The following is a 13,429-nucleotide window of genomic DNA, read 5'->3' on the forward strand; positions in this document are numbered from 1 at the left end:
AGCAAGGATCGCCTGATCCCATTGAGGAAAGAATGATCGAGAACCAGAAGATACGACCGGCGCAAGTGATCGGCCCGTTGGGCGAGCCGCTGACGATGGACTCGCTGCCGCCGCCCTCGACCCGCCGTTGGGTCGTGCGCCGCAAGGCCGAAGTGGTCGCCGCGGTGAATGGCGGTCTGCTGACCGTCGACGAGGCCTGCGAGCGCTACGATCTGACCGTAGAGGAATTTGCCAGCTGGCAGCGGGCGATCGACCGGTCCGGCATGCCCGGCCTTCGCGTGACCCGTATCCAGCATTACAAGTCGCTCTACGAACGCCAGCAGAAATACTAGATATTGTCGCACGGCCGAGCAGCGGCCGCCAGCGAGCAACGGATTCCCCGGTCGCCATCTCCGTCGGCGGCCGGGGAATTTGTTTTTCCGGCCCGAAAGGCTAGCGTCCAGCCCGACATATAATAATCGCCCCGCCGGAACGAATGCTCGTTACCGCGCGTAACTAGGGCATATGTCGAAACGCGCCTTCGCGGTGAGGGCGCGGCAACGGGAGGAACGCAAATATGGGTATCATTATCGCAATCGTCGTGGGCGGCATCATCGGCTGGCTCGCCAGCATCGTGATGAACCGCGACGCATCGATGGGCATCTTCTGGAATATCGTGGTCGGCATCATCGGCTCGTTCCTCGGGCGCTTCATCGGCGGATTTTTCGGTGTCGGTGCCACCCTCACGTCCTGGTCGCCGATCGGCCTGCTGATGTCGTTCATCGGCGCCGTCGTCCTGCTGATGATCATGAACCTCATCCAGCGCGGGCGCGTACGTTAAGCCAAAGACCCAGCTGAACAGCCAAGGGGCCCGGCGCGTTCGCGCCGGGCCCCTTTTTTTCGATCGGCCGTTATTGCAGTTCGAACGTCACCGAAACATTGGCCGTCAGCCGCTGCTCGCCCGGCGCGATCCGCACGCCGGACTCTTCCGCGACATCCATCGCCATCGCGCGGTTCGCCACCATGATCGGCGGACGGGCCGCACCGGCTTCGCTGACGGCAACGATCCGTACAATCCGCATGCCCAAGGCGTCTGCGTAAAGCTCCGCCCGTTCGCGCGCCTTGCGGATTGCATCGCGCCGCGCCTCATCCATCGCCGCATCCGGCGAGTCGATCTGGAGGCTGGGCCCGTTGATCTGGTTGACACCCTGGGCCACCAGCGCATCGAGTATCGTGCCCGCATTCTCGATCTCGCGGAAGCGGACGCTCAGCTGATTCGAGGCCGTATAGCCGAGCAACCGCGGTTCGCTGCGGTCCGAATAATCGTAGCGCGGATTCAGGTTAATCGACGCGGTCTGGATATCGCGCTCTTCGATACCGGCGGCGGTCAGCGCGCGAAAAACGCTTCGCATCCGCTGATTGTTCTCGGCAAGCGCCGCCGCAGCGGTTGGCGCTTCGGTCACGACGCCCGCATTGATCACCGCGATATCGGGCGTCTGGCGCGACTCGCCGGTGGCTACGATATCGAGCCGCGTCCCCTCCATGGCCGGCATGGGCATCGCAATCTGCGCCGATGCCGCCGATCCCAGCGATACTGCCGCGCAGGCCGCGGCCAAGCCGAAAATCATATGTCTCATCGTTAGGCTCCCAGAATAGTGCGTTGGTGTAAAATGCGTTCTTCCGTACCGAGCAGACTATGGGTTTCGCTTCGATGAACGGTCGAATCCCTACGGCGGTCAACCTTGATTTTGCACTGCAAAAAACGCAAACGAACCGCAGATTCAGTTCCGGCTTGAGCCTTGTGTTATATTCATGTAATACAGCATGACAGTGAAGGATTCCGGAGTTTGGCCAAGGTGGCAGATATGAACGTTGAACAGCGCTTCGCGGAGGAGCAGACCGCGCAGATGAGCGAATTCGAGGAAGAAGAACGGCGGCGCGAACGGCGGCGGCGGTTCATTATCATCGGCACCGTGGTCGGCGCGCTCGTGATTCTGGCCGCTTATTTCATGTTCCAGGGCGGCGCGGGCGAAAATGCCGGTGTCGCCGCGGGCGAAAACGGCCCGGCGCGCGTTCTGCCGACCGTCACCGTGATCGTGCCGGGATCGCAGGCGATATCGAACACGATTTCGGCCAGCGGCACGCTCGACGCGCGCCGGCCGATGCCGGTCGGCGTGGCCGGCGAAGGCGGCCAGATCGCGCGCGTCATGGTCGATGCCGGCGACTGGGTCGGCGCCGGACAGGTGCTGGCGACAATCGAAAGTTCGGTCCAGTCCCAGCAGGTCAGCTCGGCCTCTGCTCAGCTTGAAGTGGCGCGCGCGAATCTGGCGCTGGCGCAGGCCAATCTCGATCGCTCGCTCCAGCTCGTCGAACGCGGATTTATCAGCCAGGCCGATATCGACCGGTTGACGGCAACGCGCGATGCGGAACGGGCGCGGGTCAATGTGGCCGCCGCGCAACTGAACGAATTGCGCGCGCGGGCCGGCCGGTTGGCCATCCGGGCCCCGGCACCCGGCCTGGTACTCGAACGCAACGCTGAACCCGGCCAGGTGGTAAGCGCCGGCAGTGGCGCCCTTTTTGTCCTGGCGCAGGGTGGCGAAATGGAAATGAACGCGCAGGTGTCGGAGTCCGATCTTTCTCGGATGTCGGTCGGTCAGCAGGCGACGATCACACCGGTCGGAACGACGGATCGCTACGAAGGCCAGATCTGGCAGCTCTCGCCGACGATCGATGCGCAAAGCCGGCAGGGCACGGCGAGCATCGCGCTGTCCTATCAGGAAGGCCTGCGGCCGGGCGGTTTCGCCAGCGCCGAGATCGTCAGCGGCTCGATCGACGCGCCGATGCTGCCGGAATCGGCGGTCCAGAGCGACAGCGACGGCAATTATGTGTATATTATCAATGAGGATAATATCGTCGAGCGCCGCGATGTTACCGTGGGCTCGGTGGGCAGCACGGGCATTACCATCCGTGAGGGCCTGCAGGGCGATGAGCGGGTCGTGCGGTCGGCGGGCGCGTTCCTCAATCCGGGCGACGAGGTCATCCCGCAACGCATGTCCCGGGATGACGAGAGCTAGGAGCCACTGATGAGTTTCCGCACCGTATCGACTTGGGCGATCAAGAACCCGACGCCGCCGCTCGTGCTGTTTCTCGGGCTGATGCTGGCCGGAATCGTCAGTTTCGCCCGGCTCGACGTCAATGACAGCCCGGAAGTCGATTTCCCGGCCGTTCAGGTGATTATCGCGCAACCCGGCGCCGCGCCGACGGAGCTGGAGAACCAGGTTACCCAGCGCGTCGAAGCGGCGGTGCGGAACATCAGCGGCGTCAACACACTGTCTTCGTTCGTCAACGAGGGCAATTCGCGGACTTTCATCGAGTTCACGATCGGCACGCCGGTCGATCGGGCGGTCAACGATGTCCGCAACGCGATCGCGCAGATCCGCGGCGATCTTCCGGAAGGCATTCTCGAACCGCAGATCGTCCGCGTTGAAATCAACGGCGGCGGCACGATCGCCTATTTCGCCGTCGAGAATGTCGACATGACTCTCGAGGAACTGAGCTGGTTCGTCGACAATACGGTTGCGCGGCAATTGCTCTCGATCGACGGCATGGCGGCGGTCGACCGCGGTGGCGGGGTCAGCCGCGAAATTCGCGTGATCCTCGATCCCGCACGGCTGCAATCGCTGGGTATCACGGCGAGCCAGGTCAATGCGCAGCTGCGCGCGGTCAATCTCAACGCCGCCGGCGGCCGCGCCGAAGTCGCCGGATCCGAACAATCGGTCCGCGTGCTCGGCAACGCCGAAACCGCCTATGAGCTGGGCCAGACCGATATCGCGCTGGGCGGCGGGCGGACGGTCAAGCTGGCCGATATCGCGGAGGTCCGCGATCTCTACGGCGAGCAGCGGTCGCTCTCCAAGATGAACAATCGCCAGGTGCTGAGCTTCGGCATCGAACGCGCGAAGGGCGCCTCCGACGTCACCGTCTATGACGAAGCCGAGCGCGTTCTCGCCGAAATCGAGGAGAATAATCCCGGCGTGCAGTTCACCCGGCTGTTCACCACGGTCGAATATACGCGGGAGAATTACGAATCCGCGATGATGGCACTGATCGAGGGCGCGATCCTGGCGGTCATCGTCGTCTGGTTCTTCCTGCGCGACTGGCGCGCGACGCTGATCTCGGCGATCGCCATTCCGCTGTCCGCCATTCCGACCTTCTGGTTCATGGACCTGTTCGGCTTCACGCTCAATTTCATCAGCCTGCTGGCGCTGAGTCTGGTGGCCGGTGTCCTTGTCGACGACGCGATCGTCGAGATCGAGAATATCGTCCGCCATATGCGGATGGGCAAATCCAGCTATCAGGCGTCGATCGACGCGGCCGAGGAAATCAGCCTCGCCGTGCTGGCGACGACCATGGCGATCGTCGCCGTGTTCATGCCGGTCGCGCTGATGCCAGGTATCTCCGGCCAGTTCTTCATCCAGTTCGGCCTCACAACCGTGGTCGCGGTGCTGATGAGCCTTGCGGTGGCGCGGCTCATAACACCCTTGGTCGCTGCCTATTTCCTGCGGGCCGAAGGCGTGCGCGAACATGGCGAAGGGCCGGTCATGGATCGCTACATGGCGCTCCTCAAATGGTCGCTCGTTCATCGCTGGAAAACGGCCATCTTCGGCGGCGGCGGTGCGCTGATCGCGACGGTCATCGCCTTCTACACCCTGCCGATCACCTTCCAGCCCGAGACCGACGACGATTTCAGCCGGGTCAATATCGAGATGGTGCCAGGCACAACACTCGAGGAAACCGAACGGGTTTCGGATCAGGTCGCCGCGATCCTGCGCGAACAGCCTGAAGTGCGCACCGCCTTCCAGCGGATCGAGCCGGGCAGCGGGCGTATCTTCATGACGCTGCGCGACGATCGCGAACGCGAGAGCACCGAGTTCGAGCGGGAAACCGCGCCGCTACTGCGCGCCATTCCCGATGCCCGCGTGACGTTCCAGTCGCAGCAGGGCGGGTTCAGCGGCCGCGATATCTCGATGGTCATCGGCGGTGACGATCCCGACGTGCTCGATGCGGCCGCCGACGAACTCGTCAGCCAGATGAGTGAGCTCGATACGATCATCGCGCCGCGCATCGACGGCGATCTCCGGAGGCCTGAAATCGTCGTCACGCCACGGCTCGATCTGGCCGCCGATCTTGGCGTGACGACGGCAGAACTCAGCCGCGCCATCCGCATCGCGACCCAGGGCGAGATCGACCAGAATGCGGCGCGTTTCTCGCTCAGCGACCGGCAAATCCCGATCCGCGTCGCACTGGCCGAGGAGTCGCGGCGCGATCTCGCAACGATCGAAAATCTGCCCGTGACGACCGCCAATGGCGGTTCTGTCCCGCTGCGCCTTGTCGCCGATATCGGCTTCGGCTCCGGCCCGACCGAAATCCGCCGCTACGACCAGCGACGCCGCATTGTCGTCGGTGCCGATCTCGCACCGGGCCTGGTGACGGGCGATGCCATGTCCGAAATCAACGCCCTGCCCTTCTGGGACAACCTGCCGCCGGGCGTCAATCGCGTCATCGCCGGGCCGGAAGAATGGCAGGCGGAGATGCTGTTCAACTTCTTTGTAGCCGTGCTTTCCGGAGTGCTGCTCGTATTCGCGGTGCTGGTGCTGCTCTACCGCAGGATCATGGCGCCGCTCGTCAATATGGGATCGCTGATCCTCGCGCCGCTGGGCAGCGCCATCGCGCTCCACCTCGTCGGCCAGCCGCTCTCCATGCCGGTGTTCATCGGCCTGCTGATGCTGCTCGGCATCGTCGCGAAAAACTCGATCCTGCTCGTCGATTTCGCAATCGAGGAGATGGACAAGGGCGTCGACAAGGATACGGCGATCATCGATGCAGGTCACAAGCGCGCCCAGCCGATCGTCATGACGACGGTCGCCATGACGGCCGGGATGATCCCGACGGCGCTGGCGCTGACCGGCGACGGCGCGTGGCGGGCACCGATGGGCTGGACGGTGATCGGCGGCCTGATCCTGTCGACCGTGCTGACGCTCGTTATCGTACCGGCCTGTTTCAGCCTCGCCGACAGCATCGAGAAACGGCTGCGGCGCTTCTTCGGACGGGCGCTGACCTACAAGCCCGGCGACGATGAAAAAGCGACCATCCAGCCGGCCGAATGACGTCGCCTGACAACGCCCGGCCCGTCAGCCGGTTCAACTCGACCGAAGACCGCGGACGGGCCATGCGCCGGACGGCGACGGCGATGCTGTTCCTCATGGCGGGGATCTTCGTCCTCGCGCACAATATGGAGGAAGCGCATCCGGCCTGGGGGTTCGTCCGCGCCTTCGCCGAAGCGGCGATGGTCGGCGGGCTCGCCGACTGGTTCGCCGTGACGGCGCTCTTCCGCCATCCGATGGGCATCCCGATCCCGCACACGGCCATCGTGCCGAAGAACAAGGACCGGATCGGCGAACAGCTTGCCTGGTTCCTCAAGGACAATTTCCTGACGCCCTCGATCGTCGCCCGGCGGATGAAGCGGTTCGACGTCGCGGGGGCGATCGGCGCCTTCCTTACCGATCCCGCCGGCGGCGAGGGCCGGATGCGGCAGGGCGCGTCGAAACTTTTCGCGATGATCCTCGAAAATCTCGACGACGAGAAGCTGGGCGGCACGACCAAGACGATGATCGCCAACCGGCTGCGCGAGCTCGACGTCGCGCCGTTGCTCGGCCAGTCGATCGAGGCCGCCATGCGGGAGGACCGCCACATTCCGATCATCGACGGCATCGTGCGCTGGGCCGCCAATATCCTCGATTCGAACGAAGAGATCGTCCGCGCCATGGTCTATGAACGCGCCAATAATTTCATGCGCTGGCTGGCGATCGACGACCGGCTGTCGGACGCGATCATCAACGGGCTGCGCCGGCTGCTCGTGCAGATGGAGGGCGATCCCTACCATCCGCTGCGCAGCCAGGCGAATGAGGGCTTCGTCCGGCTCGCCTTCGATCTCCAGCACGACACGGAGATCCAGGCGCGCGTCGAGCATTTCAAACTGGAGATGATTGACAATCCGGCGATCACCGACTGGCTCGACGGGCTCTGGGAGCAAGCGCGCGAAGCGCTGCTGCGCGCCGCGCGCGATCCCGATCGGGCGATGGAAGGCCGGCTCGGCGAAGCCCTGCACGAACTCGGCCGGACGTTGCAGGAGGACCCCGAACTGAAGCGCGCGATCAACAGTTTCGCGCGCCGCGCAACGGTGGGCGCCGTCGCCGACTATGGCGACAGCATCGTCCGGCTGGTGTCCGATACGGTCAAAGGCTGGGACGCGGAAACGATTACCGCGCGCGTCGAGAACGCGGTCAGCCGCGATCTCCAATATATCCGGATGAACGGCACCCTGGTCGGCGGTCTGGTCGGCCTGACCATCCACACGATCATCACGATCGTCTGAGCAAAAAAATGCCGCCGCGGGGGACGCGGCGGCACAGGAGGGAAGATAGCGGCTCGGGCGGACCGGCCTACATTTCGTCGGGTTCGCCGTCTCCGTCGTCGTCGACCATGTCGGGCATATTGTCGCCGTCGCGGTCCCAGGCATCGGGCCGGCCGTCGCCGTCGCGATCCCAGGCATCGGGCGTGCCGTCGCCGTTCGTGTCGATCGTCGGCGGCGGCACCTGCTGGCCCTCGGCGCTTTCTTGACTGTCCGCGAGCGCGGGAGTGACGCCGATCGCCATGGCCATGACGGCCGGCAGGATGAGTTTGTGGTTCTGCATTGGAGGAGTCCTTCGCGTTAGGCCCGCCCGCTCGCGACTCCCTGCGGGGATCGCCGGTCCTCGCCAACGCCCGTGCGATGACGGGAGCCGTAAACACGGTGCACAGCGGCGGGAAAACCGGCCGTCGATAGCGGAAACCGGTCGGTCCGCCGCGTAACGACCTGTAACCTGGGCCTAGCCCTCGCTGACGCGCTCGATATCCGCGCCGACGCCGCCCAGCTTTTCCTCGAGTCGCTCGTAACCGCGATCGAGATGATAGACGCGCAGCACCTTGGTCTCGCCCTTCGCGGCAAGCCCGGCGAGGACGAGGCTCATCGACGCGCGCAGGTCGGTCGCCATGACATTGGCGCCGACCAGTCCGTCGACGCCCTTCACGACGGCCGTGCGTCCGCGAACCTCGATGTCGGCACCCATGCGGGTGAGTTCGGGCACATGCATGTAGCGGTTCTCGAAGATGGTTTCGGTCAACATGCTGGTGCCCGCAGCGAGCGTCAGCATCGACATGAACTGCGCCTGCATATCGGTCGGGAAACCCGGAAAGGGGGCGGTCGAAATCGTTGCCGGATGCAGCCGGCCGTTGGCGGCGACGTTCACGCCATCGTCGCGCTCGTCCACCTCCAGCCCGACATCGCGTAGTCCGGCGATGATCGAGGGCATATCGGACGCGCGGGCGCCTTTGAGCATCAGCTCGCCGCCGGTGATCGCAGCGGCACAGGCATAGCTGCCCGCCTCGATGCGGTCCGGCATCACGCTGTAGGTCGCGCCGTGCAGCCGGTCCTTGCCATGGACGACCAGCCGGTCGCTGCCGATATCTTCGATCTCGGCGCCCATCGCGACGAGGCAGTTGCAGAGATCGACGATTTCGGGCTCGCGCGCCGCATTCTCGATAACGGTCTCGCCGCTGGCGAGCGCTGCCGCCATCAGGGCGTTTTCGGTCGCGCCGACTGAAACGAAGGGGAAGGAGATCGTTCCGCCCCTGAGGCCGCCATCGGGCGCATGGGCCTTCACATAGCCGGCCGCGAGTTCGATCTCCGCGCCCAGCGCTTCGAGCGCCTTCAAATGCAGGTCGATCGGCCGGTTGCCGATCGCACAGCCGCCCGGCATCGATACCGTCGCCTCGCCCGCGCGCGCCACAAGCGGCCCCAGCACGAGGATCGAGGCCCGCATCTTGCGGACGAAATCATAGGGCGCGACGGTCGAGGCGATGGCCGCGGCCTTCACTGTCATTTTTCGCCCGCCCCCGTTATGGCCGCCTTCGAGCATCGTCGACGCGCCATGCTGATTGAGCAGGTGCATAAAGCTGTCAACGTCGGCGAGCCGCGGCAGATTTTCGAGGCACAGCGCCTCGTCCGTCAGCAACGCGCAGGGCATCAGGGTGAGAACGGCGTTCTTGGCGCCGGAGATTTGCAGGGTACCAGCAAGCCTGTTGCCGCCGCGGATTACGATACTGTCCATGAAGGGCTCATAACGGGCGGCGCATTTTTTGCCAATCTCGGACTCGCTTCGCCGGCGCGGACAGTTTTGGGAACCCCCGGCGCTATGATAGGCTGGGTCGCGATACGGGATGGGGCGATCACTATGGCGCGATGGGAGATACGAGCACTGGCCTCTACCGGCGAGTCCGGGCCGGTTCCATCCACTGCCTTCGGCCATGCCGATAGTGCATAACGGTCCGTTGCGAAAGTTGTTTCGCCGAACGCTGCCTGAAGCGCCTGATATCCTGTTCGCCGAAAAGACGATGTTCCTCGGCTTGGGGCCGACCAAGACCGGCACGACGTGGCTCTACAACTATCTGCTCCGCCACCCCGAATTTTACGGATCGCCGGTCAAGGAAACGCACTATTTTTCCGCCCGTCACCATTGCCGGAACCGGGGCATCCATAAGCGGCATTTGACCCGGCAGATCGAACGGATCGCCGGCAATCAGGAATATGCCGATCAGCCGCATTGGCGCGAATATCTGTCGCAACTCCGCGAGGCGTTACGGATGTCGGAAGGGGCCGGCCGCTATCGCCGATTTTACAAGACGCGCGCGAAGCCGGCCCATCGGGCGTTCGGCGAGATTTCGCCAAGCTATTGCGCACTGACGCCCGATGGCTTCGCCGCGATCCGCGCCCATCATCCCAGGATACGGCTGTTGCTGACATTGCGCGATCCGCTGGCGCGGCTGGACTCGGTGCTCCGTCATATCCGGGGCTTGGGCAATAAGGTCGACTATGAGCTGTTTTTCGACCGGGGACTCGCACGCAGGCTGGAAGTCCACAATTTCCGCTACGATACGATCGTCGAAACGATCGAATCGGTTGTCGATCCAGAGGAATTTTCAATCGTCTTCTTCGAAGATCTGTTCGAGCAACGGACCGTCGACGCGATTTCCGATTTTATCGGTATCGCACGCCGTCCGGCCGATTTCGGCACGCAGTTCGCGCATTCTCCGGCGGTGCAGCACATGAATCGAGAGCAGCGCGAACGCGCGGAAGAGGTGCTGTCGCCCGTCTACGCCTATTGCCGCGACCGGTTCGGCGACGCGCTCCCCGAGCGCTGGGCCAGCTGACCGATCAGGCCTTTTCCAGCGTGCATTGCAGCGGATGCTGGTTCTCGCGGGCGAAATCGATGACCTGGTTGACCTTGGTCTCGGCGACTTCGTAGCTGAACACGCCGCACACCCCGACGCCCCGCTGATGGACGTGCAGCATGACGCGCGTCGCATCGTCCATATTCATGCTGAAAAAACGCTGCAGCACGAGCACGACGAATTCCATCGGCGTAAAATCGTCGTTGAGCATGAGCACCTTGTAGGGCGAGGGTTTCTTCGTGCGCGTGCGCGTCTGGGTTGCAACGCCGAGCCCGGTCCCGCCGGATTCGTCGTCACGATCTTCATCGTCGCCAGAGGCCAGGATTACGTCGCTGTCGAGCATGGTCCCAAGAATATCGTATCAGTGCGGCACGAAGCAAGGGGTTGGTATCGCGCAAAAAGGTTATTCGTCCCTGAACGCCGGGCGCGGCATCGCAGCCCCAACGAAAAGGGCCGCCCCGCGCATGTGGCGGAGCGGCCCCTTTTTATTCGCGTTCAGGCGGAAGCTTAGGCGGTGGCCTGCTTCACCTTGTCGGCGGCAACCGCAAAGCGGTTGGAGATCGGCTCGGCGACATCACCGGCGAGCTTCAGCCAGGCTTCGCTCATCTTCGAACCTTCCTGAACCATCGCTTCGAAAGCGTTCTTGGCGTAATCGCCCTGGATCTGCATGACTTCCGTCGGCGACTTGGCGGCGGCGACTTCCTTGACCGTGCTGGTCAGGGTTTCGAAACGCTGGCGGCCGAACTCGGCGGCTTCGCGAGCGATTTCGCCGGTGCCTTCGGCGGCGATGCGGGCCGAAGTAACCATGGCTTCGACATTGCCCTTGTTGAACTCGCCGAGTTCGCGAGCGACTTCGCCGCCCTTTTCCATCGCGGTCTTGGCGCGTTCGTTGATGTCGCCGAACATTTCCTTGGCGCGCTCGGTGGCGGCTTCGGCGGTCTTCTTCACGCTGTCCTGTGCTTTTTCAGCTGCATTCGTCATCATCGTTCCTTTCTTCGCGGCGGCGGGCTTGGCCGCAGCCTTTTTCGTCACAGTTTTCTTGGTCGCCGTCTTTTTCGCGGCAGTTTTCTTGGCCGGGCCGGCTTTCGCCTTGGCGGCAGTCTTCGTAGTCGTCGTCATTCGGGTGGCTCCGTAAAATCTGTTTCAATCTCTATGTTGCAGTGCACAATATAGGAACCGATTCGAAATTGCAAGCATTTTTTGTGCACTGCAGCATAGCGCATTCGGCAAACGGTTCGCCGCAGGCGGTCAGGGGGCCGCTTGTAATTGTAATAACGGAAGAAAAGCCCAGGTTATCGGGTTCTTACATAGCTTCCCGGCGCGTCTTCCAGCGCTTTCAGCTTGCCTTTTCCGGGCTTCCTGGCACCCTTTACCGCGACTTGTTCGCCAGAATGTCCGGCCAGCCAGTCGAGCCAGTCCGGCCACCAACTTCCTGGCGTTTCTTTCGCGCCCGCGACAAAGTCGTCGAGCGTGTCGGCGCGCTTCCGGTTCGTCCAATACTGGTATTTCTTCGCATCGGGCGGATTGACCACGCCGGCGATATGGCCGGACCCGGCCAGCACGAATTTGAGCGGTCCGGCAAAATGCTCGGTAATCTTCCACACGCTTTCGGGCGGCGCGATATGGTCCTCGCGGCCCGCCTGGACATAGGCAGGCGTCTCCACCCTGGTCAGATCGACCGGCACGCCGTCCACCGACAACCCGCCCGGCTCGACCAGTCTATTGTCGCGATAGAAGTCGCGCAGATAGTCCTGATGCCATTTGGCCGGCAGGTTGGTCGTGTCGCCGTTCCAGTGCAGCAGGTCGAACGCCGGATAGTCCTCGCCCAGCAGATAATTGTTGACGACATAGTTCCAGATCAGGTCCCGCCCGCGCAGCAGGTTGAAGGTAGCGGCCATATAGCGGCCGTCGAGATAGCCCTGGCCCTCTCCCAGCTGCTCGATCAGCTTCGCCTGGATATCGTCGATGAAGAGGTTGAGATCGCCCGCGTCGCTGAAATCGACCTGGGCGGTAAAGAAGGTCGCGCTCGCCACCTTGTCAGCCTCGCCCTCGGCCGCAAGCCAGGCGAGCGTCATCGCCAGGGTCGTGCCCGCCACGCAATAGCCGATCGCGTTGACCGACGGGACGTCGAGCAGGTCGCGCACGGTGTTGATCGCATCGACCTGCCCGCCGATGATGTAATCGTCCTGCGTTACGTCGGCCATGCTCTCGTCGGCCGATTTCCACGACACCATGAAGACGGTGATACCCTGTGCGACGGCCCAGCGGACGAAGCTCTTCTTCTCGTTGAGATCGAGGATGTAGAAGCGGTTGATCCAGGGCGGAAAGATGATCAGCGGCGTCTCGAACACCTTTTTCGTCGTCGGTTCATACTGGATCAACTGGTAGAGTGGGGTTTCCTTGACCACCTTGCCCGGCGTCGTCGCGATATTCTCGCCGAGTTTGAACGCGTCGGGATCAGTGTGCGTCAACTGCCCCTTGTCGAGATCGGCGAGCATATGCTCGAGCCCCTTGAGGAAACTCTGCCCCTTGGTCTCAACGGCTTTTTCCAGGACCAGCGGGTTGGTCAGCGCGAAATTGCTAGGGCTCATCGCGTCGACGAACTGCTGGGTCGCGAAGCGGACCTTTTCCTTCTGTTTCGGATCGACGCCGTCGATCGCATCGACGCTGCGCAGCATATGATCGGCGATCATCAGATAGCTTTGCCGGATCATGTCGAAGATCGGATTGTCCTGCCATTGCGGCGCGGAAAAGCGGCGGTCTTTCGCCCTGGGCGCATCCTCGCCGTCCTCGCCCTCGCCCCCCGGATTGAGGAAGCGTGTCCAGAGCTTGAGGCTGTCTTCCCAGAAATCGCTCTGCGCCTTGGCGAATTTTTTGGGATCGAGCGTCATCGTCGGAAATCCGGGGAACATGGCGGGAAGCTGGTCGGGCGTCGGCACGGCCTCGGCGAGCTTCTCCTGGCCCTCCTCGCCGGCGCGCTGCATCTGCGTCGCCGCATATTCGAGCATCATCTGCTGCGCCCGGCCGAGCACGCCGGTCCAGTGCTGCATGTCCTCCAACGTCGGCATATGGGAGCTCGCCATCGGGCTATCCGTGTCCTGTGCCATACTCGCCTTTCCTTCCG

The 13,429-nt window shown here is 63.3% G+C and carries 12 protein-coding genes; 6 read left to right on the forward strand and 6 right to left on the reverse strand.

Features of this window, described 5'->3' with window-relative positions:
• The first annotated feature begins 32 nt into the window (after positions 1-32).
• Together sciP and HFP57_RS08215 are read left to right on the forward strand one after the other, a co-directional pair.
• On the forward strand, positions 33-332 hold the full coding sequence (gene sciP, locus HFP57_RS08210; protein WP_176869323.1) for a CtrA inhibitor SciP: 300 nt from the start codon (positions 33-35) through the stop codon (positions 330-332).
• A 224-nt stretch (positions 333-556) separates the two neighbouring features.
• On the forward strand, positions 557-820 hold the full coding sequence (locus tag HFP57_RS08215) for a GlsB/YeaQ/YmgE family stress response membrane protein (protein ID WP_176869324.1): 264 nt from the start codon (positions 557-559) through the stop codon (positions 818-820).
• Positions 821-890: 70 nt separating this feature from the next.
• On the opposite strand, the gene HFP57_RS08220 is transcribed toward HFP57_RS08215, so the two are convergent.
• Entirely contained in the window at positions 891-1,616 is a 726-nt protein-coding gene (locus HFP57_RS08220; protein ID WP_176869325.1) for an SIMPL domain-containing protein, read from the reverse strand.
• Positions 1,617-1,844: 228 nt separating this feature from the next.
• Here HFP57_RS08220 and HFP57_RS08225 point away from each other — a divergent pair, with 228 nt between their 5' ends.
• Genes HFP57_RS08225 through HFP57_RS08235 form a run of 3 tightly spaced genes read left to right on the forward strand, consistent with a single transcriptional unit; the run spans position 1,845 to position 7,411 of the window.
• A complete protein-coding gene (locus HFP57_RS08225) occupies positions 1,845-3,053 on the forward strand; it encodes an efflux RND transporter periplasmic adaptor subunit (protein ID WP_176869326.1) in 1,209 nt (402 codons plus the stop codon).
• A gap of 9 nt (positions 3,054-3,062) precedes the next feature.
• The gene (locus HFP57_RS08230) at positions 3,063-6,143 is read left to right on the forward strand and encodes an efflux RND transporter permease subunit (RefSeq protein WP_176869327.1); all 3,081 of its coding nucleotides are present in this window, start codon (positions 3,063-3,065) and stop codon (positions 6,141-6,143) included.
• Entirely contained in the window at positions 6,140-7,411 is a 1,272-nt protein-coding gene (locus tag HFP57_RS08235; protein WP_246263519.1) for a DUF445 domain-containing protein, read from the forward strand. Before HFP57_RS08230 ends, HFP57_RS08235 begins: the two co-directional genes overlap by 4 nt.
• Before the next feature lie 67 nt (positions 7,412-7,478).
• Here HFP57_RS08235 and HFP57_RS08240 read toward each other — a convergent pair whose 3' ends face one another.
• Together HFP57_RS08240 and murA are read right to left on the reverse strand one after the other, a co-directional pair.
• Entirely contained in the window at positions 7,479-7,730 is a 252-nt protein-coding gene (locus HFP57_RS08240) for a hypothetical protein (protein WP_176869328.1), read from the reverse strand.
• A 174-nt stretch (positions 7,731-7,904) separates the two neighbouring features.
• Positions 7,905-9,185 carry a UDP-N-acetylglucosamine 1-carboxyvinyltransferase gene (gene murA, locus HFP57_RS08245; protein ID WP_176869329.1) on the reverse strand — a complete coding sequence of 427 codons (1,281 nt, stop codon included), beginning with the start codon at positions 9,183-9,185 and terminating at the stop codon, positions 7,905-7,907.
• 220 nt (positions 9,186-9,405) lie between these two features.
• On the opposite strand from murA, the gene HFP57_RS08250 reads away from it, so the two are divergent.
• On the forward strand, positions 9,406-10,284 hold the full coding sequence (locus HFP57_RS08250) for a sulfotransferase (protein ID WP_176869330.1): 879 nt from the start codon (positions 9,406-9,408) through the stop codon (positions 10,282-10,284).
• Positions 10,285-10,288: 4 nt separating this feature from the next.
• On the opposite strand, the gene clpS is transcribed toward HFP57_RS08250, so the two are convergent.
• The 3 genes from clpS to HFP57_RS08265 form a co-directional block, all read right to left on the reverse strand.
• Positions 10,289-10,648, reverse strand: coding sequence for an ATP-dependent Clp protease adapter ClpS (clpS, locus tag HFP57_RS08255; RefSeq protein WP_176869331.1), 360 nt, complete (start codon positions 10,646-10,648; stop codon positions 10,289-10,291).
• 164 nt (positions 10,649-10,812) lie between these two features.
• A complete protein-coding gene (locus HFP57_RS08260; protein WP_176869332.1) occupies positions 10,813-11,424 on the reverse strand; it encodes a phasin family protein in 612 nt (203 codons plus the stop codon).
• Positions 11,425-11,597: 173 nt separating this feature from the next.
• Positions 11,598-13,388: a PHA/PHB synthase family protein gene (locus tag HFP57_RS08265; protein WP_246263522.1), complete on the reverse strand. Its 1,791-nt coding sequence runs from the start codon at positions 13,386-13,388 to the stop codon at positions 11,598-11,600.
• Positions 13,389-13,429 lie beyond the last annotated feature (41 nt).

This window comes from Parasphingopyxis algicola, assembly GCF_013378075.1.
GTDB lineage: Bacteria > Pseudomonadota > Alphaproteobacteria > Sphingomonadales > Sphingomonadaceae > Parasphingopyxis > Parasphingopyxis algicola.

Coding starts and splice junctions, on each gene's coding strand:
- sciP (WP_176869323.1), top strand. CDS start 33: ATGATCGAGAACCAGAAGATACGACCGGCGCAAGTGATCGGCCCGTTG.
- HFP57_RS08260 (WP_176869332.1), bottom strand. CDS start 11,424: ATGACGACGACTACGAAGACTGCCGCCAAGGCGAAAGCCGGCCCGGCC.
- clpS (WP_176869331.1), bottom strand. CDS start 10,648: ATGCTCGACAGCGACGTAATCCTGGCCTCTGGCGACGATGAAGATCGT.
- murA (WP_176869329.1), bottom strand. CDS start 9,185: ATGGACAGTATCGTAATCCGCGGCGGCAACAGGCTTGCTGGTACCCTG.
- HFP57_RS08220 (WP_176869325.1), bottom strand. CDS start 1,616: ATGAGACATATGATTTTCGGCTTGGCCGCGGCCTGCGCGGCAGTATCG.
- HFP57_RS08265 (WP_246263522.1), bottom strand. CDS start 13,388: ATGGCGAGCTCCCATATGCCGACGTTGGAGGACATGCAGCACTGGACC.
- HFP57_RS08215 (WP_176869324.1), top strand. CDS start 557: ATGGGTATCATTATCGCAATCGTCGTGGGCGGCATCATCGGCTGGCTC.
- HFP57_RS08235 (WP_246263519.1), top strand. CDS start 6,140: ATGACGTCGCCTGACAACGCCCGGCCCGTCAGCCGGTTCAACTCGACC.
- HFP57_RS08240 (WP_176869328.1), bottom strand. CDS start 7,730: ATGCAGAACCACAAACTCATCCTGCCGGCCGTCATGGCCATGGCGATC.
- HFP57_RS08225 (WP_176869326.1), top strand. CDS start 1,845: ATGAACGTTGAACAGCGCTTCGCGGAGGAGCAGACCGCGCAGATGAGC.
- HFP57_RS08230 (WP_176869327.1), top strand. CDS start 3,063: ATGAGTTTCCGCACCGTATCGACTTGGGCGATCAAGAACCCGACGCCG.